20 protein-coding genes and 1 pseudogene are annotated in these 24,180 nt (G+C 66.8%); 9 read left to right on the forward strand and 12 right to left on the reverse strand.

Translation table 11 applies throughout. The features are described from left to right. Window positions 1–24 precede the first annotated feature (24 nt). A complete protein-coding gene (locus tag D6860_RS02720; RefSeq protein ID WP_017466981.1) occupies window positions 25–237 on the reverse strand; it encodes a hypothetical protein in 213 nt (70 codons plus the stop codon). Window positions 238–666: 429 nt separating this feature from the next. On the opposite strand from D6860_RS02720, the gene D6860_RS02725 reads away from it, so the two are divergent. Both D6860_RS02725 and ilvN read left to right on the forward strand, forming a co-directional pair. After that, complete coding sequence (locus tag D6860_RS02725; protein WP_017466980.1) at window positions 667–2,421, forward strand: acetolactate synthase 3 large subunit; 1,755 nt, start codon at window positions 667–669, stop codon at window positions 2,419–2,421. Between the two features lie 97 nt (window positions 2,422–2,518). After that, a complete protein-coding gene (gene ilvN / locus D6860_RS02730; protein WP_017466979.1) occupies window positions 2,519–3,082 on the forward strand; it encodes an acetolactate synthase small subunit in 564 nt (187 codons plus the stop codon). Between the two features lie 60 nt (window positions 3,083–3,142). Here the strand turns inward: ilvN and D6860_RS02735 are convergent, their stop codons facing one another. Next, window positions 3,143–3,529, reverse strand: a complete 387-nt coding sequence (locus D6860_RS02735; protein ID WP_017466978.1) for a hypothetical protein — start codon at window positions 3,527–3,529, stop codon at window positions 3,143–3,145. Window positions 3,530–3,753: 224 nt separating this feature from the next. Between D6860_RS02735 and D6860_RS25955 the strand changes: the two are divergent. Together D6860_RS25955 and D6860_RS02740 are read left to right on the forward strand one after the other, a co-directional pair. Beyond that, window positions 3,754–3,966: pseudogene (locus D6860_RS25955) on the forward strand (helix-turn-helix domain-containing protein); the annotation flags it as partial. Between the two features lie 39 nt (window positions 3,967–4,005). Then, window positions 4,006–4,572, forward strand: a complete 567-nt coding sequence (locus D6860_RS02740; RefSeq protein WP_017466976.1) for a hypothetical protein — start codon at window positions 4,006–4,008, stop codon at window positions 4,570–4,572. Window positions 4,573–4,592: 20 nt separating this feature from the next. Here D6860_RS02740 and D6860_RS02745 read toward each other — a convergent pair whose 3' ends face one another. The 5 genes from D6860_RS02745 to D6860_RS02765 all read right to left on the reverse strand — a co-directional run bounded on the left by D6860_RS02745 (window position 4,593) and on the right by D6860_RS02765 (window position 12,054). After that, window positions 4,593–5,402: a DUF2189 domain-containing protein gene (locus tag D6860_RS02745; protein WP_076624139.1), complete on the reverse strand. Its 810-nt coding sequence runs from the start codon at window positions 5,400–5,402 to the stop codon at window positions 4,593–4,595. 169 nt (window positions 5,403–5,571) lie between these two features. Further along, complete coding sequence (prfB, locus tag D6860_RS02750; protein ID WP_076624138.1) at window positions 5,572–6,693, reverse strand: peptide chain release factor 2; 1,122 nt, start codon at window positions 6,691–6,693, stop codon at window positions 5,572–5,574. 241 nt (window positions 6,694–6,934) lie between these two features. Next, window positions 6,935–9,472 (reverse strand): penicillin-binding protein 1A, encoded by a 2,538-nt coding sequence (locus D6860_RS02755; RefSeq protein ID WP_076625401.1) that lies wholly within the window; start codon window positions 9,470–9,472, stop codon window positions 6,935–6,937. A gap of 119 nt (window positions 9,473–9,591) precedes the next feature. Further along, window positions 9,592–10,806 carry an N-acetylmuramoyl-L-alanine amidase gene (locus D6860_RS02760; RefSeq protein ID WP_076624137.1) on the reverse strand — a complete coding sequence of 405 codons (1,215 nt, stop codon included), beginning with the start codon at window positions 10,804–10,806 and terminating at the stop codon, window positions 9,592–9,594. Window positions 10,807–10,908: 102 nt separating this feature from the next. Next, entirely contained in the window at window positions 10,909–12,054 is a 1,146-nt protein-coding gene (locus D6860_RS02765; protein ID WP_076624136.1) for a pyridoxal phosphate-dependent aminotransferase, read from the reverse strand. A 56-nt stretch (window positions 12,055–12,110) separates the two neighbouring features. Here D6860_RS02765 and D6860_RS02770 point away from each other — a divergent pair, with 56 nt between their 5' ends. Together D6860_RS02770 and D6860_RS02775 are read left to right on the forward strand one after the other, a co-directional pair. Further along, window positions 12,111–13,454: a M48 family metalloprotease gene (locus D6860_RS02770; protein ID WP_076624135.1), complete on the forward strand. Its 1,344-nt coding sequence runs from the start codon at window positions 12,111–12,113 to the stop codon at window positions 13,452–13,454. Between the two features lie 74 nt (window positions 13,455–13,528). Next, entirely contained in the window at window positions 13,529–14,305 is a 777-nt protein-coding gene (locus D6860_RS02775; protein ID WP_076624134.1) for a DsbA family protein, read from the forward strand. Between the two features lie 57 nt (window positions 14,306–14,362). Here D6860_RS02775 and D6860_RS02780 read toward each other — a convergent pair whose 3' ends face one another. From D6860_RS02780 to hemA, 4 genes are all read right to left on the reverse strand, one after another. Then, window positions 14,363–15,697: a sensor histidine kinase gene (locus D6860_RS02780; protein ID WP_162277747.1), complete on the reverse strand. Its 1,335-nt coding sequence runs from the start codon at window positions 15,695–15,697 to the stop codon at window positions 14,363–14,365. Window positions 15,698–15,730: 33 nt separating this feature from the next. Beyond that, window positions 15,731–16,861: a flavodoxin-dependent (E)-4-hydroxy-3-methylbut-2-enyl-diphosphate synthase gene (gene ispG / locus D6860_RS02785; protein WP_076624132.1), complete on the reverse strand. Its 1,131-nt coding sequence runs from the start codon at window positions 16,859–16,861 to the stop codon at window positions 15,731–15,733. A 138-nt stretch (window positions 16,862–16,999) separates the two neighbouring features. Next, window positions 17,000–18,634 (reverse strand): helix-turn-helix domain-containing protein, encoded by a 1,635-nt coding sequence (locus D6860_RS02790; RefSeq protein WP_076624131.1) that lies wholly within the window; start codon window positions 18,632–18,634, stop codon window positions 17,000–17,002. A gap of 346 nt (window positions 18,635–18,980) precedes the next feature. Next, window positions 18,981–20,204: a 5-aminolevulinate synthase gene (hemA, locus tag D6860_RS02795; protein WP_076624130.1), complete on the reverse strand. Its 1,224-nt coding sequence runs from the start codon at window positions 20,202–20,204 to the stop codon at window positions 18,981–18,983. Between the two features lie 317 nt (window positions 20,205–20,521). On the opposite strand from hemA, the gene D6860_RS02800 reads away from it, so the two are divergent. From D6860_RS02800 to D6860_RS02810, 3 genes are all read left to right on the forward strand, one after another. Continuing rightward, window positions 20,522–20,854 (forward strand): 5-aminolevulinate synthase, encoded by a 333-nt coding sequence (locus D6860_RS02800; protein ID WP_076624129.1) that lies wholly within the window; start codon window positions 20,522–20,524, stop codon window positions 20,852–20,854. 73 nt (window positions 20,855–20,927) lie between these two features. Continuing rightward, on the forward strand, window positions 20,928–22,301 hold the full coding sequence (locus D6860_RS02805; RefSeq protein WP_017467107.1) for a M20/M25/M40 family metallo-hydrolase: 1,374 nt from the start codon (window positions 20,928–20,930) through the stop codon (window positions 22,299–22,301). A gap of 428 nt (window positions 22,302–22,729) precedes the next feature. Continuing rightward, window positions 22,730–23,272, forward strand: coding sequence for a hypothetical protein (locus tag D6860_RS02810; protein ID WP_017467108.1), 543 nt, complete (start codon window positions 22,730–22,732; stop codon window positions 23,270–23,272). 13 nt (window positions 23,273–23,285) lie between these two features. Here D6860_RS02810 and D6860_RS02815 read toward each other — a convergent pair whose 3' ends face one another. Next, window positions 23,286–24,161: a glycosyltransferase family 2 protein gene (locus D6860_RS02815; protein ID WP_017467109.1), complete on the reverse strand. Its 876-nt coding sequence runs from the start codon at window positions 24,159–24,161 to the stop codon at window positions 23,286–23,288. Window positions 24,162–24,180 lie beyond the last annotated feature (19 nt).

Below are 24,180 nucleotides of genomic sequence, written 5' to 3' on the forward strand. Positions count from 1 at the left end.
CACCGGTTGGGCAGCCCGCCGTCGTCAGATCATGCGACCCTTGGACGCGCTGTCATCGGCAGGCTGCGCCAGCGCCGGGATCACCAGCGGCTCCGACATGGCGTCGCGCGCCACCTTGCCCTCGTCGCCCGGAAGCGCGCCGAGCACCTGCACGAACGCCAGAAGCGCCAGAAGAACGCAGGCCTTCACCATGGTGAAATCCCGCACCGGCCGGTTGGATCTGCGATAGAACGTCATGTCACCATCCCTTGCACATTGAACTGGGCTTATGGCGCAAAGCTGCCCCCAAAGCATGTTTCATGCAATTCACGAAGGCGCGTGAACAGGTGATCGCAAGGTGCCTCCGATAGGTGAATAGCGCTGCCCTATTTCCGGAATGGCCGATTTTCTTTCCGAAAGTATCCACCGAAGGCAGATTTTTGAAACATCCGGAAAGATAAACTTGGATCAGGCCCCGATTCCGCAGTTGACGCCCGGCCCCCGTCCTCCTAATACTCGCCCCGCGCAATCTAGGAGCCCCGGCATGGAACGGCTGGTACTGATCGTAGGAAAATGGCGCATGGGCCGGTAACCCGGAACCATATTGGTCCCCCATGCGCCCCCGACACCCTCGGGGGCTTTTTTATTGCCGCAGACAATGAATGACGTCGTAAACGGAGACACGCGATGACACGTCAGATGACCGGAGCGAAAATGGTGGTTCAGGCCCTGAAGGATCAGGGTGTGGACACGGTATTCGGCTATCCCGGCGGTGCCGTCCTACCGATTTACGACGAGATCTTTCAGCAGAACGAGATCCAGCACGTGCTCGTCCGTCACGAGCAGGGCGCGGTTCACGCGGCTGAAGGATACGCGCGCTCGACCGGCAAGGTCGGCGTGGCGCTCGTGACCTCGGGGCCCGGCGCGACCAACGCGGTCACCGGCCTGACCGATGCGCTGATGGACTCGATCCCGATCGTCGTCCTGTCGGGCCAGGTGCCGACCTTCATGATCGGCTCGGACGCCTTCCAGGAGGCCGACACCGTCGGCATCACCCGCCCCTGCACCAAGCACAACTGGCTGGTGAAGGACACGGCGGACCTGTCCTCGAAGATCCACCAGGCGTTCCACGTCGCCTCGGCCGGTCGTCCCGGCCCGGTGCTCGTGGACATTCCCAAGGACGTGCAGTTCGCCAGCGCCGAGTATACCCCGAAGCCCAAGGCGCCGGTCGGCTATTACCAGCCGCAGGTCAAGGGCGACATGGAGACGATCACCGCGCTGGTCGAGGCGATCGAGAACGCCGAGCGCCCGGTCTTCTACACCGGCGGCGGCGTCATCAACTCGGGCCCGGCGGCAAGCCAGCTCCTGCGCGAGCTGGTCGAGGCCACCGGCATCCCGATCACCTCGACGCTGATGGGGCTCGGCGCCTACCCCGCATCGGGCAAGAACTGGCTCGGGATGCTGGGCATGCACGGTCTCTACGAGGCCAACATGGCGATGCACGGCTGCGACCTGATGATCAACATCGGCGCCCGCTTCGACGACCGGATCACCGGCCGCATCGACGCGTTCTCGCCGAAGTCGAAGAAGGCGCATATCGACATCGATCCGAGCTCGATCAACAAGGTCATCAAGACCGACTACCCGATCGTGGGCGACGTGGCGCATGTGCTCGAGGACATGCTGAAGGTCTGGAAGGCGCGCGGGCGCAAGGTCAACCGCGAGGCGCTCTCGAAGTGGTGGCGCCAGGTCGACGAGTGGCGCGCGGTCGAATGCCTGACCTACAAGAACTCGGAAACGGTCATCAAGCCGCAGTACGCGCTGCAGAGGCTCGAGGCGCTGACCAAGGGCATGGATCGCTACATCACCACCGAAGTGGGCCAGCATCAGATGTGGGCGGCGCAGTTCCTCGGCTTCGAGGACCCGAACCGCTGGATGACCTCCGGTGGCCTCGGCACCATGGGCTACGGCTTCCCGGCCTCGATCGGCGTGCAGATGGCGCACCCGGACGCGCTGGTCGTCAACGTCGCGGGCGAGGCATCGTGGCTGATGAACATGCAGGAGATGGGCACCGCGGTGCAGTTCAACCTGCCGGTGAAGCAGTTCATCCTCAACAACGAGCGGCTCGGCATGGTCCGCCAGTGGCAGCAGCTGCTGCACGGCGAGCGCTACTCGCAGAGTTGGTCCGAGGCGCTGCCCGATTTCGTGAAGCTCGCGGAGGCCTTCGGCGCCAAGGGCATCATCTGCAAGGATCCGGCGGATCTCGACGATGCGCTGATGGAGATGATCGAGCACGACGGCCCGGTGATCTTCGACTGCCTCGTCGAGAAGCACGAGAACTGCTTCCCGATGATCCCGTCGGGCGAGCCGCACAACAAGATGCTGCTCGGCGACGCGCAGGCGACCAACGCCATCGCCGGCAAGGGCGCGGTCCTGGTGTGATCCGCCGTTCCGCAGGGCGCCGATCCCAGGGCGCCCTGCCCCAGCCTTCCCGGACTTGCGTCCGACCTCCCCTGTTTCCGACCGGAAAGGATTCCAGATGTCCGCGCTACACATCAAGAAGGGCTCGAACAAGCACTCCGCCTACAACCTGCGCCCGACCTTCTCGGACGTGCAGGAGGCGCACACGATCACCGTATTGGTCGAGAACGAGCCGGGCGTGCTGGCGCGCGTCATCGGGCTGTTCTCGGGGCGTGGCTACAACATCGACAGCCTGACCGTGGCCGAGGTCGACCACGAAGGCCACCTGTCGCGCATCACCATCGTCACCACCGGCACGCCGCAGGTGATCGAGCAGATCAAGGCGCAGCTCGGCCGCATCGTTTCGGTCCGCGACGTGCGGGACCTGACGGCCGAGGGCAGCTCGGTCGAGCGTGAGCTGGCGCTGATGAAGGTGAACGGACAGGGCGAGAAGCGGGTCGAGGCGCTGCGCCTCGCCGATATCTTCCGCGCCAATGTTGTGGATTCGACGCTGGAGAGCTTCATCTTCCAGCTGACCGGGTCGCCCGAGAAGATCGACGCCTTCGCCGACCTCATGCGCCCCCTCGGGCTGGTGCAGGTGGCGCGGACCGGCGTCGCGGCACTGTCGCGCGGCAACACCTGAAACATCTTATCGATGCGGGCGCTCCAATGCGCCCGCCTCCTTTCCGAAGGTCGGGCCGGCTCAGCAGCTGACCTTCAGCGTATCCAGGCGCATGTTGCGATTGGGAAAAGGCACCACGTTCGAGCCGCGCCGTCCCGAGACATGCGACGGCCGCGCCGGCGGGAAATTCACGGCCCCCTGATCATGGTCCGCGCTGCTGCGCAGGTCATGCGCCAGCCCCACGAACTGACGCTGCACCAGCCGCGTCGGATTGCGCACGAGCCGCAGGTCATGCTCCTGAAGAAGCTCGAACTGGATCAGGTCACCCGCATCCAGGGCGACCCCGTCGTGCGAACTGGCGTCCTTGTCGTGATAATAGGCAAGGTCTCCGTGGTCCTCACACCAGATCACCGCTTTCTGATCAGACTGGTCGGCCCAAAGAACGACGCCGCACATCTTTTCCGTCATAATTGAAGCCCTTCACTCTCTCGAAGACAGCGTCCCCCATTTACCCGCGTCAGCACATCCAACGAAACGTGTCGCAGGCTTGCAATTTGTGCCATATCGGGTAAGACATGGTGCTATTAAGCGTCACACCTGACGCCAACCGGCATCAACCTCGGAGTATTTCAACGTGCGGCTGTCGCTTACTCAGCTGATTTCACTTCGAATTCGCACAAATGGACTGCGATATGACGCGAAATGATAGTCGGTCGGCATCGCAGCCGAACCCCGCCGAGCTACGCGGGATCTTTGGTGCGAATCTTCGTGAGATGTCACAGTCCGCGGCGTCCATATCGGCGCTCTGCCGCGATCTCGGAATAAACCGGACACAATTTAACCGGTATCTCGCCGGTGAAAGCTTCCCGCGTCCAGATGTACTCGACCGCATCTGCAGCTTTTTCGGTGTAGATGCCCGTATCCTGCTCGAACCGGTTGCCCAATTGAGCAAACCGAAGGCAGGGCTGCTGAACCATCCGTTCATCACCGACTTCGTCGGTGCCGGCATGTCCGACCTGAGCGAGGAAACCTTCCCCTCGGGCTTCTACCACTTCTCCCGCGCGGCCTTCACCGACAGCGAGCGTTTCGTGGTCGGCCTCGTGCACATCCGGCGCGAGGACGGCTTCACCTTCCTGCGCGGCTTCGAACCCAAGGAGGCGCTGGCCCTGCACAACATGCCGACCGATCCGCAGACCCGCGAGTTCCGGGGCATGGTGCTGCCACAGGCCGAGGGCATCGCCATGCTCGTCAGCCGCCGCGACGCGGTCACGACCTCTTTCAACTACCTGTCGCGGATGCCGGCCCTCGCCAAGCACTACTGGGTCGGATACGTCGTGCGGACCACGCAGGAAAACCCCACCGGCCGTCGCGCCGCGCGGCTGGTCTACGAGTATCTCGGGCATGACACACGGCAGGTCCTGCGCGCCGCGCGCTCCGCAGGCTACGTCGCCGCCGACGATCTTGTCCCCTTCCATCGCCGCCAGCTCCGCATCGGCGAGCCTTTCGTCTGAGACCCGGGACGCGGCCCCCGTCAGGTGGCCGGCACGCCGGTCACGTGCCCCTGCGCCGTCTCCTCGCCGCGCAGCAGGTCGTAGAGATGCCATGTCGCGTGTCCGAGCAGCGGCAGCACGACGAACAGCCCGAGGAACGCCGGCAGCATCGCGAGCAGCGTCACCCCGGCGATGAAGACCCCCCATGTGAACATGACCACCGGGTTGGCCAGGACATACTGGAACGAGGTGATCATCGCGGTCACGAAATCGATCTCCCGGTCCAGCAGCAGCGGCAGCGCAAGCACCGTGATCATGTAGAGCAGCGCCGCGAACCCCGCCCCCACCACCGTGCCGAAGCCCAGCATCCCCAGCCCGTTCGGCGTCAGGAACACGGCGTAGCTCGATGATACGTTGGTCATCACCGACAGCCCCATGAACAGGGCAAAGATCATGTGCGCAAGGAAGAACCAGAACAGGAAGACGATCACGATCACCGCGCAGATCGACGGCAGCTGGCGCTTCGACTGGCGAAAGATCACGCTGAAGATCTGCATCCAGTCCAGCGGCAGACCACGCTCCAGCCGGCGGCTGACATCGTAGAAGCCGACCGCCGCGAACGGCCCGAGCAGCGGGAAGCCGATCGCCGCGAAGACCAGCCAGTAGCTCTGTCCGGTGATCCAGGTGACCCCGGCCATGGCCAGCCCGGCAAGCACGTAGACCCCGGCGAAGACCAGCGCGAAACCGGGCGCGCGCCTCATGTCGGCGAATCCGCGTTTCAGCGCCTCGGCCAGCGTCGCGAAGGACACCCGCGCGAACGTCGGCACCCCGGGCTGTGGCGTATCGGTCATCCCGTCCCTCCCTCAGGTCAGACCCTGTCTCCCGCACCGAGAATAACCCGAAAGCCCCGTCGCCACGCAACCGTTTTGCACCACGACGCGAAACGGCCCGCGGTGAGGATGTCACCGCGGGCCGCATTCAATCGGGGTATCGCCGAACGACCGGCGAAAACGTCCGGGATCAGTCGGCGTTGGCGTCGGCGCGCGACTTGCCGGTCGCCTGCTGCGCCAGTGTCGCCGCCATGAACGGATCAAGGTTGCCGTCGAGCACGCCCTGCGTGTCGCTGGTCTCGTGGCTGGTGCGCAGGTCCTTCACCATCTGGTAGGGCTGCAGCACGTAGGACCGGATCTGGTTGCCCCAGCCGGCGTCGCCCTTGGCCTCGTGCTGGGCGTTGATCTCGGCGTGCCGCTTCTCCAGTTCCATCTGGTAGAGCCGCGATTTCAGCGCCTTCATGGCGATGTCGCGGTTCTGGTGCTGCGACTTCTCCGAGCTCGTGACCACGATGCCGGTGGGCGCGTGGGTGATCCGCACCGCCGAGTCGGTGGTGTTCACGTGCTGGCCGCCGGCGCCGGACGAGCGGTAGGTGTCGACGCGGATGTCGGCGGGGTTCACCTCGATCTCGATGTTGTCGTCGACCACCGGGTAGACCCAGACTGAGGCGAAGGAGGTCTCGCGCGTGCCCTTGCCGAAGGGCGAGATCCGCACCAGCCGGTGCACGCCGCTCTCCGATTTCAGCCAGCCATAGGCGTTCGGCCCCGAGATCTTGTAGGCGCAGGACTTGATCCCCGCCTCGGCGCCCGGTTCCTCCGACTGCAGCTCGACCTCGTAGCCGCGCTTCTCCGCCCAGCGGACATACATCCGCTGCAGCATCGCGGCCCAGTCGCAGGCCTCGGTGCCGCCGGCACCCGCGTTGATCTCGAGGAAAGTGTCGTTGCCGTCCGCTTCGCCGTCGAGCAGCGCCTCGAGCTCCTTCTGACCCGACTTCTCCGACAACGCCGCCAGCGCCGCCTCGGCATCCTCGACGACCTCGGCATCGTCCTCAATCTCGCCCAGCTCGATCAGTTCGACCTGGTCCGACAGCTCCTGCTTGATCGACTCGTAGGTCTCGATGGCGTCAACCAGCATCTGCCGGTCGCGCATGAGCTTCTGCGCCGCCTGCGGATCGTCCCAGAGGTTCGGATCCTCGACGCGGGCATTGAACTCCTCGAGCCGGTGCTGCGCCGTCTCCACGTCCAGCCGCTGGGCCAGCAGGTCGAGCGACTTCTCGATCTTTTCGACGGTTCTCTGGGTCTCGGCGCGCATGGCTTGGGCTCTCATCAGGATGTCTCGGTGGTCAGCGGGACATAAACCAGCGCCGCCGCCCCTTCAAGCGCCGCGGCGGCGTAAACCCGCCCCGGCCCTTCTCCGGTTCCGCAAATACCCTCGGGGGTGAATGCGGCAACGCCGCAGAGGGGGCAGAGCCCCCTGCCGCCCGTCACGTCCGCAGCCGGACCCGGCGGAGCGGAGCGGACTTACGCCCAGCCCCGGCCCAGGTCGTCCGTTCTCAGTAGAGACCGCCCGAGCTCAGCGTGCCGAAGCTCGCCTTGGGGCCGACCACGGCCTTCTTGCCGGTCGAGGTGGTCACCTGCCGCGCACGGGTGCTGCCGTCGGGCTGGATCACGTCGAAGTTGCCGCTCATCGCCCAGCCACCGTCGAGCTCGAGACCGAACAGCGGCTCCTCGCCGCGACGGAAACACTCGGACACCACGTTCGGCCCCGACGCGCCGTCGCCGACACGGGCGCCGGTAAAGCGGTCGATATTGATGAACTCGCAGGCCTCCGGCACCTTGAACTTGCCGCCGCCGTATTTCTTCACCGCCTTGGTCATGAAGCGCTGGAACACCGGACCGCACATCGAGGCCCCGTAGGCGCCGCGGCCGAGCGGACGGGGCGTGTCGTAGCCGATGTAGCAGCCGGCCACGATGTTCGAGGTGAAGCCGATGAACCACACGTCCTTGGCATCGTTGGTGGTGCCGGTCTTGCCGGCGGTCGGCACCGGCAGGTCGACGACCCCCGAGGCGGTGCCGCGCTGGACGACGCCCTGCATCATCGAGGTCAGCTGGTAGGCCGTCACCCCGTCCATGATCCGCTCGCGGTTGTTGACGATCCGCGGCCCCAGCCCCGGCGGAAGGTTCGGGTCGGCGCAATCGACGCAGACCCGCTCGTTGCCTCGGGCACTCTCGTGGTTGTAGATCGTCCGGCCGTAGCGGTCCTGCACCCGGTCGACGAGCGTCGGCTCGACCCGCTCGCCGCCATTGGCGAACATCGCGTAGGCCGAGATCATCTTGTAGAGGGTCGTCTCGTCGGCACCGAGTGCGTTGGCCAGAACCCGGCCCATGTGGTCGTAGACCCCGAACTTCTCGGCGTAGCGGCCCACGGTCTCCATCCCGACTTCCTGCGCGAGACGGATGGTCATAAGGTTCCGCGACTGCTCGATCCCGGTGCGCAGCGGCGTCGGGCCGTAGTAGGTGTTCGACGAGTTCTTGGGCCGCCAGACCCCCTGTGGCGTGTCGATCTCGATCGGCGCGTCAATGACGATGGTCGAGGGCGCGTAGCCCGAATCCAGCGCCGAGGCGTAGACGAAGGGCTTGAACGACGAGCCGGGTTGCCGCTGCGCCTGCGTCGCGCGGTTGAAGACCGAGTCCTGGTAGGAGAAGCCGCCCTGCATCGCGATCACGCGACCGGTGTTCACGTCCATCGCCATGAAGGCGCCCTGCACCTTCGGCACCTGCCGCAGCGTCCAGCGGATGAAGCTGCCGTCGCTATCGGTGATCATCTCGCGCACATGCACCACGTCGCCGCGCTCGAAGTTGTCGCGGAAGCTGCCGCGCATCCACGAGATGTCATCGCGCGGGACCGCATTGCCGCGCGGATCGTCCAAGGGTACGCCCTCGATCCCGAGCCGCATGGACTGGTCGCCCACTTCGAGCACCACGGCCGGGCGCCATTCGCTCTCGAGGTCGACGTCGCGCGCCACGCTGGTGCTGGCGAGCGCCTCGCGCCACGCTTCCTCGCTGCCGAGCCTGTCCTCGGGGATGGTCTTGCCGGTGCCATGCCAGCGGCCGAGACCCCGGTCGTATTGCTCGAGCGCGATCCGCAGGCTCTCGGCGCCCTCGACCTGCATTTCCGGGTCGAGCGTCGCACGCACCGACAGGCCGCCCGAGAAGAATTCGCCCTCGCCGAAATCCTCGGTGAGCTGGCGGCGGATCTCGTCGGTGAAGTAGTCGCGCGGCGGCAGCGAGCGCTGGTAGGGCTCGAAGTCGCCGTTCTGCACGGACTTCAGCGGCAGCGCCACCTCGGTCTCGTATTCCTGCGGCGTGATGTAGCCGTTCTCCTTCATCTCGCGCAGCACGTAGTTGCGGCGCGCGAGGAGCCGGTCCTTGTTGCGGACCGGGTGGAAGTCCGACGGAGCCTTGGGCATCGAGGCGAGGAAGGCCGCTTCGTGCGGGGCAAGCTCCGAGAGCGACTTGTTGAAGTAGACCTGCGCCGCGGCGGTGACGCCGTAGGAGTTCTGCCCGAGGAAGATCTCGTTCAGGTAGAGCTCGAGGATCTTCTCCTTCGACAGCGACTTCTCGAGGCGCGAGGCAAGGATGATCTCCTTGATCTTGCGCTCGGCACGGCGGTCGCCCGAGAGCAGGAAGTTCTTCATCACCTGCTGGGTGATCGTCGAGGCACCACGCACGTCACGGCCGCGCGATTTCACCGCGTCGACGGCGGCGGCGGCGATGCCGCGCACGTCATAGCCCTGGTGCTGGTAGAAGTTCTTGTCCTCGGCCGAGATGAACGCCCGCTTGACCAGGTCGGGAATCTGGTCGGCGGGCGTGAACAGGCGGCGTTCCTGCGCGAACTCGTCGATGACCCGGCCCTCGGTCGAGTAGATCCGGCTGATCGTCGGCGGGGTATACTGCGCGAGGCTCTCGTGGCTCGGCAGGTCCTGGCCGTAAATCCAGAACACGGCGCCGATCGACAGCGCCATCATCATGATCCCCAGCGTGATCACGCTGAAGATTCCGCCGAAGAAGGATAGAATGAACCGAGTCACCAAGGCTGCCCCTTTAGATTGTCGTTCCCCTTATACCCTGCCGGGGAGCGGGTCAAAACACACGCGCACGTGACGACGCGCGATTTCGCCGCCCCGCCCATCCAGGATCATTGACAGGATCACTGACGGCGCAGCCGCGCCAACGCCGCGTCCTCGAGCGCCCAGTCAGTGATACCGTCGCGGATGCCGGCCGCCATGCCGGCCCGCCAGATCGGGTCCTGCAGGTTGTCGAGATCGGCCGCCGTCGAGAGGAAGCCGACCTCGACCAGGACAGAGGGAATGTCGGCGGCCTTGAGCACCGAGAAACCGGCACGCCGCAGCGGGCGCTTGTGCACCGTGCCCACCGCGTTGCGGATGCCGTCCACGAGGTGCCGCGCCAGCGCCACGCCGCGCGGCGTGTTGTCGAGCCGCGCAAGGTCGAGCAGAACGTCGGCCACACGGTCGTCGGAGCCCGACAGGTCCAGCCCCGAGAGAAGGTCATCGCGGTCGTGCCGCTCGGCAAGCGCCGCCGAAGCCGCGTCCGAGGCGTCGTCGGACAGCGTGTAGACCGTGGCACCATGCGCGATCCCCTCCTCGATGGCGTCGGCGTGCAGAGACACGAAGAGATCGGCCCGCGCGTCATGCGCCAGCGCCACGCGCCCCTCGAGCGAGACGAAGACGTCGTCGTCGCGGGTCAGCACCACCTCGTAGCCGGCGCGGCGCAGCACGTCGCGCAGCTCGCGCGCGAAGGCGAGCATCAGGGCGGCCTCACTCTGTCCGTCGCGCTCGGCGCCGGGGTCGATGCCGCCGTGGCCCGGGTCGAGGACAATGCGTAACGGGGCGCCTTCCGCGCGGCGCATGGGGGCGGCGACAGTGGCGTCGGGCACGGGCAGATCCCAGCGCGGATCGCGCGGCGTGCCGGAGGCGGCGGCCATCTCCCCGGCGCTCGCCGGCACGAGGCGCAGCGCCAGTTCGGCGCGGCCCGATCCGTCGGCGACGCGCATGCCGGCCTGCTCGATCACCATGGGTTGACCCAGCACCGCCACCAGCCGGGACCAGCCCGAGCGGAACCCGCCGACGCGCAACTCGGTCACGCTGTCCGAGCGATCCATCGCCTCGGGATCGGCGCCGGTCCAGTCGACCTCGCGGAAATCGACGATCAGCCGCGCCGGGTCGGTCAGGGTAAAGGCCCGCCACGGCACGCCCTGGCTGAGCGTGAGCGACAGCTCGGTGCCGTCGCCCCAGCCGTCGTCCTCGAGCCGGCCCGACTCGAAAAGCGCGCGGCCGCCAAGATCCTGCGCCGCGGCCCAGGAGGCGGCGCAGATCGCCGCCAGAAGTAGAAGAATCCTGCTCATCCGCCTGCCACGTGTCCGTTTTTCCGCGACCCTAGCACGCGGCGCGCGGATTCGCCTATCGGGCGCGGCGCCGACGATCTTTGCCCGGAATACAGCGCCCGGTCAGCCCCGCGCCTGCATGAAGCGCTTGAGCCGCACCAGCCCTTCCTCAATGTCGGCGGTGCTGGCGGCATAGGAAAACCGCAGCGTGCCGTGCCCGCGGTCGGGGTCGAAATCGAGCCCCGGCGTGACCGCCACGCCCGCCTTGTCGAGGATCTCGGCGGCGAAGGCCCGGCTGTCGCCGGTGATGTGGCTCACGTCCGCGTAGACGTAGAAGGCGCCGTCGGGCGGCGCGATGCGGTCGAAACCCGCGCCGGGCAGACCGTCGAGCAGGATCTGCCGGTTCTTCGCGTAGACCGCGAGGTTCGCGTTGAGCTCCTCGGTCGCGTCCATCGCCGCGAGCGCCGCCACCTGCGCCGCGTGCGACGGGCAGATGAAGAGGTTCTGCGCCAGACGCTCGACCTGCCGCACCTGCCCCTCGGGCACCACCAGCCAGCCGATCCGCCAGCCTGTCATCGAAAAATACTTGGAGAACGAGTTGATGACGCAGACGTCGTCGGAAATCTCGAGCGCCGAGACCGCGCGGCGCTCGTATTCGATGCCGTGGTAGATCTCGTCGGAGAGGAACGTCGCGCCGTCGCCCTGGCAGGTGTCGATCATCGCGCCCAGCTCGTCGCGGGTCAGCATCGTGCCGGTGGGGTTGGCCGGCGAGGCCATCATCAGCCCCTGGTAGTCGAGCCCCTTCAGGTCGTCGGGCACCAGCTGGTAGCCGTTCTCGGGTGCCGCCGGGATCTCGACCGGCGCAATGTCGAGCGCCTTCATGATCTGCCGATAGGAGGGGTATCCCGGACGGCCCGTGACCAGACGGTCGCCCGCGTCGAAGAAGGCGGTGAATGCCAGCACGAAGCCACCTGAAGAGCCCGGCGTCACCACCACCCGGTTCGGATCGAGGTCGATGTCGTACCATTCGCCGTAAAGCTGCGCGATGCGGGCGCGCAGGGCCGGAATGCCGAGCGCCACGGTGTAGCCCAGCGGGTCGTTCTTCATGGTCTCCGCCAGCACGGCGCGCGCGTGTTCCGGCGCCGCCGAGGACGGCTGGCCGACCTCGAGGTGGATGATGTGACGTCCGGCTTCCTCGGCGACGCGGGCCGCCTCCATCACGTCCATCACAATGAAGGGATCGACCGCCCCCCTGCTTGAGTTTCGCATTCCGCTCTCCCATGGTGGCTTGGCTATTCGCTTAAGGGCGATATCGGGGAGGGTCAATGTTCGCGGTGGATCGTGTCCGGCTGCTGGCCGGACTTTTGCTGGCAGCGCTGTTTTTCGTGTCGGCGGCGCCGGCGCGGGCGGTGACGCTGCTGCGCGACGCCGACATCGAACATGCGCTCGACGCGCTGGCCGCCCCGGTGCTGCGCGCGGCGGGCCTCAGCCCCTCGCAGGTGCGGATGATGGTGGTCGACGACATGTCGCTCAACGCCTTCATCGTCGACACGCAGGCGATCTACGTGAACGCCGGGCTGGTGATGAAGCTCGACAGCCCCGAGGCGCTGCAGGCGGTGATCGCCCACGAGGCCGCGCACATGACCAACGGCCACATCGCGCGCCGCCTCGGCAACATGCGCAGCGCGCGCACCGCCGCCGCGCTCGGCATGGCCCTTGCCGCCGCCACTGCCGCCGCGACCGGCAGCGGCGATGCCGCCGCCGGCGTGCTCATCGGCTCGCAGGACGCGGTGATGCGCAACTTCCTGAGCCACACGCGGGCCGAGGAAAGCTCGGCCGACATTACCTCGATCCGGACACTGACGCGCGCCGGTATCGACCCCCACGGCGCGCTCGAAGTGCTCGAGCTGTTCCGTGGGCAAGAGGCACTGTCGGCCGGACGGCAGGATCCCTACATGCGCAGCCACCCGCTGACCCGGGACCGCCAGCGCGCGATGGCGGGGCTGGTGGCGGGTGCCAGGGGCGCCGCGTCCGGCACCGATCCCACCGCCGCCTACTGGTTCGCCCGCGCGCGCGCCAAGCTCTCGGCCTTCCTGCGCGCGCCGAACTGGACGCTGCGGCGGCTCGATCGCAGCCCCTCGCGCGACATCGCGCTGATGTCCGAGGCCGTCGCGCGGCACCGCCAGTCGGACCTGCGCCGCGCGCTCGCCGCCATCGACGGGGCCATCGCGATGCGCCCGCAGGATCCGTTCCTGCGCGACCTAAAGGGCGAGATCCTGCTGGAATCCCGGCAGGCCGGCCCGGCGATACAGGTCTACGATCAGGCCCGCAGGCTTGCCCCGCGCAACGCGCAGATCCTTGGCGGGCTCGGCCGCGCGCAGCTTGCCGCCGGGCAATACGGCGCCGCGCTGAAGACCCTCGAAGACGCCCGGGGCCGCGACTGGCGCGATGGCCGGGTGCTGCGCGATCTGGCCGTGGCCTACGCCAAGACCGGCAACGCTGGCATGGCCTCTGAGGCGACGGCACAGCGCTACGCCCTGCAGGGCCGGCTGAAGGACGCGGGCATCCACGCGAAACGTGCGGCCGGGCTGCTGCCGCGCGGATCCGCCCCGTGGCGCCGGGCGCAGGACGTGCTAGAAGCGGCGGAACGCGCGTCGAAGGACCGCTGAGACAAGAGACAGAGACACGCGCAGGCGCCGAATGATCGCGACTGCCCCGACACATCACAGGAAACGGAGACCCGATGCTCACCCGACTGACCCGCACCGCCACCACCCTGACGCTGACCGCCGGGATGCTCGCCGCGGCCCCCATCGCACAGGCGCAGGACATCGACTTCTCGGAGATGACGCCCGAGCAGACCGAGGCCTTCGGCGCGCAGGTCCGCGCCTACCTGATGGAAAACCCCGAGGTCATCATGGAAGCCGTCAGCCAGCTCGAGGCGAAGCAGGCCCAGCAGCAGGCCGCCAACGACGAGCAACTCGTGGCCGACAACGCCGACGCGCTGTTTCGTGACGGCTACTCTTACGTCGGCGGCAACCCCGACGGCGACGTGACCATCGTCGAGTTCTCGGATTACCGCTGCGGCTACTGCCGCCGCGCCTTCCCCGAGGTCGAGGAACTGCTCGAGAGCGACGGCAACATCCGTTTCATCCTGAAAGAGTTCCCGATCCTCGGCGAGGCCTCGGTGACCTCGTCGCGCTTCGCGATCGCCACCATGCTCGAGGCCGGCCCCGAGGCCTACAAGTCGATCCACGACGCGCTGATGACGCTGGAGGGCGAGCCCTCGGAGCCGGTGCTGCGCAAGCTCGCGGGCACGCTTGGGCTCGATGCGGATGCCATCATCGCGCGGATGTCCGACGAGGAGATCACCCAGCGCATCCAGGAAACCCGCGCGCTGGCACAGCGGATGCAGATCAACGGCACCCCGAGCTTCGTCTTCGGAGACCAGATGCTGCGCGGCTACGTGCCGCTCGAGAACATGCGCGACGTGGTCGAAGAGATCCGCTCGGAGAGCTGACCGACAGGCGGCGGCCCCCGGAAAGGCACGCGGGGCCGCCCCTTCTCTTATGATGCGCTATAAGCCGGCAATGCGCCCGGCCTTCGGGCTGCGCTGCGCGGCGTTCTCTGTCACCACCGGCAGATCGAGCCAGACCACGGTCAGCTCGCCGGGGCGCGACGACACCCCCATTCTGCCAGAAGACTGCTCGACGAAACCACGCACCATCGGCAGGCCCAGCCCGGACCCCTGCCCGCGCGGCTTCGTGGTGAAATAGGGCTCAAAGATGCTGCCCTGGATCGTCTTGGCAATGCCCTTGCCGCGATCGGTGACGCTGAACCGGATCGCCTTTTCCGGGTCGGCGGCGCTGCGCTGCGCGGCGAGCACGATTTCCCCGCCGCTGTCCGGCAGCGCGTCCCGTGCGTTGGAGATCAGCTCCAGCAGCGCCGTCCTCAGCTTTGCCGCGTCAACGTGGACTTCGGGCAGATCCGGCTCGACCGTCACCCGCAGGCTCTGGCCCGCGCCGAGCACCATTTCGGCCATCTCCGGCACCGGGCCAAGCAGCGCCTCGGGCGCCTCCGCGCGCGGGGCAAGGTGGTCACGCCGGGCCAGCGCCAGCAGACGGCTCGTCAGTTCCGCGCCCCGAAGCGCCGCGCGCTCGGCCTCGTCCATCAGCGCCGAGCGATCGTCGGGCGCAGGGCTGAGCCGGGCAAGCTCCATGTTGCCCAGCACCGCCGTCAGCATGTTGTTGAAGTCATGCGCCACCCCGCCGGTGAACTGCAGGATGGCCCGCTCGCGCTCGTCCGCGTGATGCTGGCCGGCATGACGATGCACCCGCGCCACGCCCCTGCGGACCCCGGTGCCCGCGCGCAGCAGGCAGGCCAGCGCGGCCAGGAGCGCGATGCTCATCAACAGCGTGTCGGGTGTCGCCGGGGCCTGCCACCAGAGCCAGCCGACGCGCCCCGCGATGGTGACGCAGGCCACGCCGAGATCGACGCGCAGCAGGCTCGGCTGCGCGGCCCGCATCGACAGCGACTGGAACCCGGCGGCGGCGAACAGGAGCAGCGACAGGATCCGATCCGGCCCGGAGCCGTCCCAGATGACCCACAGGTAGAGGCCGGGAAACGCCAGCAACAGACCGTTCAGGATCTGCGTCGCGATGATCGATCTCAGAGAAACGCTCGGCGCGAATCCGTCGGGCAGCCTGCGCAGGGCCAGGCAATGCAGCCCGAGCCCGGCAAGGAAGACGGGAAACCAGATGAACAGCGCCGGCCGGTCATAGATGTGCCAGTAGAGCGCGCAGCACAGGCCGAGCGCGGCGAACCGGAAATGGTAGCCGCGCGCAAAGGGGTTCTCGAGCAGTTTGAGCTGGTCGTAATCGACAAGCGTGGCGGCGGGATGGTCGGCGCGCATCGCTTTGCTCCCGCCCCCCACCGCCGTCATGTCCTACTCCGCCGCTTCCGGCGTCTTGGGCTGCGCTTCGATCTCGGCGGCCTTCTTCTCGACCTCCTCGACGATATGGTCGATCATCTGCTCGTTGGACATCGAATGCGACTTCTTGCCCGCGAGATAGACCATGCCGCGCCCGGCGCCGCCGCCGGTGAAGCCAACGTCGGTCATCAGCGCCTCGCCCGGGCCGTTCACCACGCAGCCGATGATCGACAGGCTCATCGGCGTCTTGATGTGCTCAAGCCGTTCCTCGAGCTTCTCGACCGTCTTGATGACGTCGAAGCCCTGCCGCGCGCAGGACGGACACGAGATGATGTTCACGCCGCGGTGGCGCAGGCCGAGCGACTTGAGGATCTCGTAGCCGACCTTGACCTCTTCGACCGGGTCGGCCGAGAGCGAGACGCGCAGCGTGTCGCCGATGCCCATCCAGAGAAGCTGGCCGAGGCCGATGGCGCTCTTGATGGTGCCCGAGGTCAGACCGCCGGCCTCGGTGATACCGAGATGGAGCGGCTTGTCGGTGGCCTCGGCTAGACCCATGTAGGCCGCCGACGACAGGAAGACGTCGGACGCCTTCACCGAGATCTTGAACTCGTGGAAATCGTTGTCCTCGAGAATTCGGATATGATCGAGCGCGGACTCGACCATCGCCTCGGGACACGGCTCGCCGTATTTCTCCAGCAGGTGCTTCTCGAGCGAGCCACCGTTGACGCCGATCCGCATCGAGCAGCCGTGATCGCGGGCGGCGGCGATGACCTCGCGCACGCGCTCCTCGCTGCCGATGTTGCCGGGGTTGATGCGCAGGCAGGCGGCGCCGGCCTCGGCGGCCTCGATCCCGCGCTTGTAGTGGAAGTGAATGTCCGCGACGATCGGCACCGGGCTCTCGCGCACGATTTCCTTGAGCGCCCGCGAACTGTCTTCATCGGGCACCGAGACACGCACGATGTCCGCCCCCGCCTCGGCGGCGCGCTGGACCTGCTCCACCGTCGCCTTGACGTCGGTCGTGATGGTGTTGGTCATGGTCTGGACGCTGATCGGTGCGTCACCGCCCACGGGCACGTCGCCCACCATGATCCGGCGCGACTTGCGGCGCTCGATGTTGCGCCAGGGACGGATTGGGTTGTGGCTCATGCGGGAAAGCCCCTCCAGAGAGCGTTGCTGACTTCCCGCGCAATCTAGCGATCTTGCCGCCCCGACAAAAGGGCGATTGCCGAAAACAGTCAGCCGTGCCTGCTCACGCTTCCGGCACAGGCGTGCCGGAGCGCTCGATCAATCTGTCAGGGTGGGCGCCGCGTTGAGCTCGGCAACGACCCGCTCCAGCGCGGCATCGCGCGAGGCGTCGGCCACCTGGTAGGTCGTCGTGAGGTTGTCGACCGACATCGCGAGGTTCTTCGTCACCGCGCCGGCCTGCCCGGCCGGCCCATAGGTCTGACCGTTGACGGCGAAGTAGATCGCGCCCGACTCGCCCACGCGCAGCGTCGCGGGCTCTTCGGTCGCCGGCAACTGGAAGGTGTCACCCTCGCTCATCGTCGCCTCGTAGATCACCGACCCGTCGGCGGCGCGCACCCGCACCCAAGCCGGGCGCACGGCGATCATCATCACGCCGGGGGCGCTGTCCTCGAGCACCTTGGGACGCCCGGGCGTGGCCTCGGTGCCGCCCGCGTCGGCGAACTGCGTGAGGTCTCCGAGGATGCGCTCAAGATCGCCGTCGCGCTGCGGATCGGCGGGCTCGTAGGCGGCATTGAGCAACTCGGGCTCGAGCGTCAGGTCACGGGTCACGGTGCCGGCAGGACCGACCGGACCATAGGTCTGACCGTTCATCGCGAAATAGATGGCACCGGACTCGCCTACATTGAGCTGCGGCTCGACGACGTTGTCCGGCACGTTCCAGGTATCGCCGGCATTCATCACGCGCTCATAGAGCACTTCGCCACTGCCGCTGCGCACGCGCACCCATGCGGGCCGTACCGCCACGAGGGTAACGTCGCTACCGGTGGCCGATGCGGGCACGGTCTGGCGCGGAGGCTGGGGCACGACCTGCGCGAACTGGCGCTCGGAACCGTCGGGCGCGGCGACGGCCGACGGCGCGGTCATCCCGCGCTGTGCAAAGGCCCCGACGGTCGACGGATCGAGCGAGGAGATCGGCGCATCACGGGCAACCAACACCGGCACATCAAGCGCCTGCGGCCGGTAGAGGCGATCCATCGCGTCGGCGCCCGGCGGCGAGAACGCCCCCATCCCATCGGCGCTTGCAGCCTTCGCCACCTCGTCATCTTCGTCCTGCGGCACAGCAGTGGCGCCGTCGAGCGGATCGAGTTCGCTGAGAACCACCGGGGTCTGGTCGACGGGGGCGAGTTGTACGCGCTGCACTTCGCGCAGCACCGACCAGCCACCGTAACCGATGCCGCCGATGAGCGCGATCAGCACGAGCACCGATCCGATGGCACCGGGCTCGACCCGCGACAGGAAGGACTCGCCCGCCGGCGCGAAAGGCATGCGCGGCTCCTCGAAAGGATCGCGGGCCACCGGACGCGGTGTTTCGCCGGGCTCGATCTTGCGGACCGAGGACGCCTTGTCGGACATCCCGTGCGCGACCGAGAAGCCGCTTTCATGGCAGAAGAGCTGGTAGCATTCGTCGGGGTCCATCCCGAGATAGCGGGCATAGGACCGCACGTAGCCGGCGATGAAACCGGGCGTGTCGAAGGCCGAGGGGTCGCTGTTCTCGATGGCGGCGATATAACTCGCCTTGATGCGCAGTTCGCGCTGCACGTCCAGAAGAGATTTGCCCATCGTGGCGCGCTCGCCACGCATCACGTCGCCAAGGCGCAACGCGAAGTCGTCGAAGCCGCGCGGGCCTTCGTCGCTGACATCTTCCGGCTTACGAGAGGATTTCCGCCCGATCATGCGTCCAATCCAGTTACCGCTGTCCCAAGTTCCTGCCCACTCACGCATTCGCGATTCGCGTCACGTGTTTTATTGATACAACGTTAGCACAGAACAACTGCTTTTACAGGCATTCCACGGGGCATGAGCGTGGTTCTGCGCAGAACCGCGACGGGACGATTAAACTCTCGTCCAACGCCGCGCCGGACGGAAACGTTTCAAAGAAAACGCGGATTCACCCATCACGGGCGGCCTCGGCGGTGCCTTCAGAGCCGCCGCGAACCCTTCGCACTTGGTGCAGAAAGGCCCCCGGACAGGCTTTCCGGGGGGCCTTTCACGAACTCGGGAGACGCCGCGACGCGGCGCGTCAGGCGCTCAGTTCCTGGCGGTTGAGTGCGCAATGCGACCAGAGCGCATCGAGTGCGCGCACCAGCTTGTCCATCTCTTCGGGCCCGTGGACCGGCGACGGCGTGAAGCGCAGACGCTCGGTCCCGCGCGGCACCGTCGGGAAGTTGATCGGCTGCACGTAGATCCCGTAGCCGTCGAGCAGCATGTCCGACAGCTTCTTTGTATGGACCGGGTCACCGACGATGACCGGCACGATGTGGCTGCCGTGGTCGATGATCGGAAGGCCCATGCCCTTCAGCCGGGTCTTGAGGATCTTCGCCTGGGTCTGGTGCCTGTCACGCAGCTCCTGGTCCCGCTTGAGATGCGCGATCGAGGCCGCCGCACCCGCGGCGATGGCCGGTGGGATCGAGGTGGTGAAGATGAAGCCCGGCGCATAGGAACGGATCGCGTCGCACATCTTGGCGGTGGCCGCGATGTAGCCGCCGAAGACGCCGAAGGCCTTGCCCAGCGTGCCGTTGATGATGTCGATGCGATGCGCCAGCCGGTCGCGCTCGGCCACGCCGCCGCCGCGCGGGCCATACATGCCGACCGCATGCACCTCGTCGAGATAGGTCAGCGCGCCGAACTCGTCGGCAAGGTCGCAGATCTCCTCGATCGGGCCGAAGTCGCCGTCCATCGAGTAGACCGATTCAAAGGCGATGAGCTTGGGCGCACGCGGATCGTCGGCGGCCAGAAGCTCGCGCAGATGCGCGACGTCGTTGTGCCGGAAGATCCGCTTGGCGCCGCCGTTGCGCTTGATGCCCTCGATCATCGAGGCATGGTTCAACTCGTCGGAGTAGATGATGAGACCGGGGAACAGCTTCGGCAGCGTCGAGAGCGTCGCGTCGTTTGCGATGTAGGCCGACGAGAAGACCAGCGCCGATTCCTTGCCGTGAAGGTCGGCGAGCTCGGCCTCGAGGCGCTTGTGGTAGACCGTGGTGCCCGAGATGTTGCGCGTTCCGCCCGAGCCGGCGCCCGTGGCGTCGATGGCCTCGTGCATGGCCTCGAGCACCGCCGGGTTCTGCCCCATCCCGAGGTAGTCGTTGCCGCACCAGACGGTGATCGGCTGTTCCGAGCCATCGTCCTTGCGCCAGGTCGCATGCGGAAACTGGCCCTTCTTGCGCTCGATGTCGATGAAGGTCCGATAGCGGCCTTCGTCGTGCAGGCGGTTCAGGGCGTCGTCGAGCTTCGCGGTGTAATCCACCGGTATCTCCTTCCTTGGTCTGGCCGCGTCGTTGTCCGAGGCTGCGCGGTCTCTCTGCGGCTTTTCCGCATTCACGTTCGTGAATGGATACCGCTCACACATCTTTCTGTCCACGGTTTAGAACGATGCTAAGTGTCGCAGCCTTGATTTGCATCAAGACTTTCGGATGACAAGTCGGGTCGGGTTTCCCTTACTCGCCTTTTGTCGCCGATCGGCACATCGTCACCCGGCGGCCCCTGCCCGCCCATGGCACGCATTTCGCGATGGTCCGGATATTTGCATTTCGATACATCCCGGCTTCTTTTCGAGGATTTTCCATGACGTCCGCATTTGCCCTGTCCCTGCCCTCGACGTTTCTCATCCTCGGCACCGCGTTCGGCTACGCCGTCGCCACTGCGGGCATCAAGCTGGTTTCGCAAGGCCACCCTGACGTGGGTATCGTTCTGGGAACACTGGGTTTCCTGCTCGCCTTCCTGGCCGAGGCGCTGCTCATGCGCAAGGCCGACCTCTCGGTCGTCTACATCGCCATCCTCGTCGCCGAGACGGTGCTCGTGATGCTCTATGCCACGATGATCGGCGAGGGGCTGAGCCTGCGGCAGGCGCTTGGCGCGGGGCTGGTGCTGGCCGGTCTCGCGGTCGTGACGCTCTAGCTGTGTCCCGCTCTGGACAGTGCCGGGTGCGGTGCTAGGCTCGCGCCAAATTGACCGCATTCAGGAGCCCGCGATGTCACTCGACGCCGTCCTTTCCCGCATCGACACCGACCTTCCCGCCGCCACCGACCGTCTGATCGAGCTGCTGCGCATCCCCTCGATCTCGACCGACCCGGCCTACAAGGCAGAGTGCGAGCGCGCGGCGGACTGGCTGGTCGAGGATCTGAAATCCATCGGCGTCGACGCCGAGAAGCGCCCCACCCCCGGCCACCCGATGGTGGTGGGCCACGTCGACGGCCCCGGCCCGCACATCCTGTTCTACGGCCACTACGACGTGCAGCCGGTGGACCCGCTGAACCTCTGGGACCGCGAACCCTTCGACCCGGCGATCGAGGAGACCCCCAAGGGCAAGGTGATCCGCGGCCGCGGCGCGGCCGACGACAAGGGCCAGCTGATGACCTTCATCGAGGCCTGCCGGGCTTGGAAGGCCGAGCACGGATCGCTGCCCTGCAAGATCACCTTCTTCCTCGAGGGCGAGGAAGAGAGCGGCTCGCCGTCGCTCGTGCCGTTCATGAAGGAGAACGCCGAGGAGCTGACCTCGGAGCTGGCGCTGATCTGCGACACCGGCCTCTTCCAGTCGAAGACACCGGCGATCATGACCATGCTGCGCGGTCTGCTGGGCGAGGAAGTCACCATCACCGGCCCGAGCAAGGACCTGCATTCGGGCATGTATGGCGGTATCGCGATGAACCCGGCGCGGGTGCTGACGCGCATCCTCGGCAAGCTCTTCGACGACGACGGCCGCATCCAGGTGCCCGAACTCTACGAGGGCGTGCCGGAGCTCACCCCCGAGATCAAGGCTCAGTGGGAGGGCCTCGGCTTCGACGACAAGGCGTTCCTCGGCGACGTCGGACTGTCGATCCCGGCGGGCGAAAAGGACGTGACCCCGCTCGAGATGATCTGGGCGCGCCCCACCGCCGAGATCAACGGCATCTGGTCGGGCTACACCGGCGAGGGCTTCAAGACCGTGCTGCCCAGCGAGGCCCACGCCAAGATCAGCTTCCGGCTGGTTGGCACGCAGGACCCCGAGGCGATCCGCAAGAACTTCCGCGCGTGGCTCGAGGCGCAGGTGCCGGCGGACTGCAAGGTGACCTGGACCGACCACAGCTGCTCGCCCGCCTCGCAGATGGAGACCACCCATCCCGCCTTCGAGGCCGCGCGCAAGGCGCTGTCGGACGAATGGCCCGACCCGGCGGCCTATGCCGGCTGCGGCGGCTCGATCCCGATCGCGGGCTACTTCAAGAAGATCCTCGGCATGGACGCGATGCTCGTGGGCTGGGGCAAGGACGACGACCAGATCCACTCGCCCAACGAGAAGTATGACCTCGAGAGCTTCCACAAGGGCACCCGCAGCTGGGCCCGCATCCTCGCCGCGATGAGCGCCTGAGCCGGGTCTGACCGTCCGCCGTGGAAGCTCACGCGGGCTCCGCCCGTTCGGCGCTGAAACCGCTCCCCCAGAGCGGTTTCCGGGCGCGCCTCACTCCACAAGGGCACCCGCAGCTGGGCCCGTATCCTCGCCGCGATGAGCGCCTGAGCCGGGTCCGGCCTCGGACGCAGAGAATGACAGACCAGCAGACGCCGCCTCCCGGAAAAGAGGCGGCGTTTCGCTGTTCAACACCCCACGAAATGCAGGAAAATCCACGCGATCCGCCACAGTGAAACACCGCCCCCGACGCAAACTGCGCACGAATTCGCCACTTTTTGCCCCTACCCCTTAAAAGGTCGGTAACGGATCATCCCCACATGCGCAGGGCCGCGCCCGGGGCCGCCGGAACCGTGACGAGAGTATGAATACACGGCCCGGGGGCACGACCCATGAGAAAATATGCGTTCCGCAAGATGACGCATGATGACTTCACCGCGCGTCTGCATCGTCTGTCTGCGCAAAACGGCGCGACCCCGGCGAACAATCATGGCACCGCACAGGTCCAACACCCCTACCTGATGATGATGGCTGGCTTCATCTGGGCCTACTTCATGTTCTCGGTCGCCCGGAAACGCGACCATATCGAGATAAGCCTCCGCCAGGGGGACCTGCCCGAGCGCTACCACGACTACGTGATCTACGGGCTGGCCGCGCTTCTGGCGGTCTCGGCGGTCATGCTTGCGCTGCATCTCGTGCGCTTCCTGATCGCGCGGCGCAGGGCACGGCGCGGCACCCCGTCTGGCCGGCTGCTCGTCGGCGCAATCGCCGCCGCCGCGCTGTTCTACACGCCGGCCAGCGTCTACGAGACCGCGTTCGGGCTGCTCGACGGCAACGCCCAGGCCATGATCTTGAGTGCCTCGGAAAGCGTCTCGACCGTTCTGCCCGCAGAGCTGACAACGGCGTCGCTCGCGACCACACCCGGGAGCTACTGATCGCGACTGCGCCTCAGAACTGCCCGACGAAGCGCTCCGGCAAATGATACTGCGTGTCGATATTGGGCCGGTCGAACTGCCAGTAACCCGTATCCCCGCGCGGCTTCCAGCTTCGCTTCATGCGCCGGCGCACCCAGCCGAGGTCGAACCCCTCCTGCATCTCAAGCGATGCGAAGGCCTCGAAGACGGCCCTGTCTTCGCCTCGGGCCTCGGCGAACCAATGGCGACCGATCGCAGCGTCCTTCACCCCCACGCCCACGGCCTCGGTCACGGCGTTGCGCCGGTTCATCGCCTCGACATACTGGCCGAAGTCGCAGAATTTCAGATGGAACAGGTAAAGCGGATCCGGCGCGAAGAGCTTCGAGGCCTGCGTGAAATGCCCGCCTCGAGAGATCTTCGTGCCCAGCGAAATCACGCAGGGCTTCGAGTAATGCGGCGCGAGCCTCACGTGCCGTCGCGGCCCGAGGATCTGCGCCCCGATGGGCTCCGCTTCGAGGTCGACCCGGTGGATCACCTCAAGCCCGACCGGCGTGAGCACCCGTCGAAGCGGCTGGTCGGCAAGCCAGTCGAGCAACGAGCGCCCCTCGGCCGGGTCCAGCACCACCAGCTCGTCCACGTCGCCCACGATCACCTGCCGGTAGTAGCTGCGCAGCCCAGCCACCAGTCCGTTCAACAGCCGCCAGCGCTTCATGTCGAAATTCGGATGCGGATCGCCTGGAAGGCCGATGATGTTGCAACCCTCGGCGATGCGCGCCACCTCGGCGCCACGCCCGTGATTGACCACGTAGCAGTTTTCGCGTCCGAACAGGCCGCCGTAGTAGCGCACCCACGCTTCGAGGAAGAAGGCGTCGTCGCGCACCATCGTTACCGCCGCGGCCACCGACTGCATCCGCCCTGCCCTCCTTCGC

Source organism: Salipiger sp. D13 (assembly GCF_003703915.1).
Lineage (GTDB): Bacteria > Pseudomonadota > Alphaproteobacteria > Rhodobacterales > Rhodobacteraceae > Salipiger > Salipiger profundus.